This is a genomic window from Xenorhabdus budapestensis, from assembly GCF_002632465.1.
GTDB lineage: Bacteria > Pseudomonadota > Gammaproteobacteria > Enterobacterales > Enterobacteriaceae > Xenorhabdus > Xenorhabdus budapestensis.
On record NZ_NIBS01000150.1, the window covers coordinates 1 to 449 of the forward strand.

Annotated in this window: 1 protein-coding gene; it reads right to left on the reverse strand. The window is 52.3% G+C overall.

Translation table 11 applies throughout. The features are described from left to right. The coding region (locus tag Xbud_RS19375) for a condensation domain-containing protein (RefSeq protein ID WP_211283564.1) at nt 1-449 on the reverse strand (449 nt) is incomplete at both ends.

Consider the following 449-nt stretch of genomic DNA (forward strand, 5'->3'; position numbering starts at 1 on the left):
GTTGCAGGGTATTTGACGGGCAGGGCCTGTCCGTCTGGTTCCAGCCATACAGCAGGGTATGACGTTCCTGCGCAGATAACACATCAATGCGGCTCAAGGGTTGCTGCGGATCTGCCACAAACGCGGCGAGTACCTGCTGATAACTTGCCGCCATCCGGGCTATTGTCGTTTCATCAAACAGGCTGACAGCGTAATTGATCACCCCTGTCAGGCAGGCTGGGTTATCAGCAATAAACAAACTCAGGTCAAACTTAGCCGGACTATACAGAGAATCATCCAACTGCACTGGGCTAAACGGTAAATCTGTGGCTGTTTGTAGTATTTTCCCAGTGTCTTGCAGCCCGAACAGCACCTGAAAAATAGGATGACGGGACGCATCCCGCTCAACCCCAAGGGCGTCAACCAACTGCTCGAACGGTATATCCTGATGGGATTTGGCCTGAGCAATC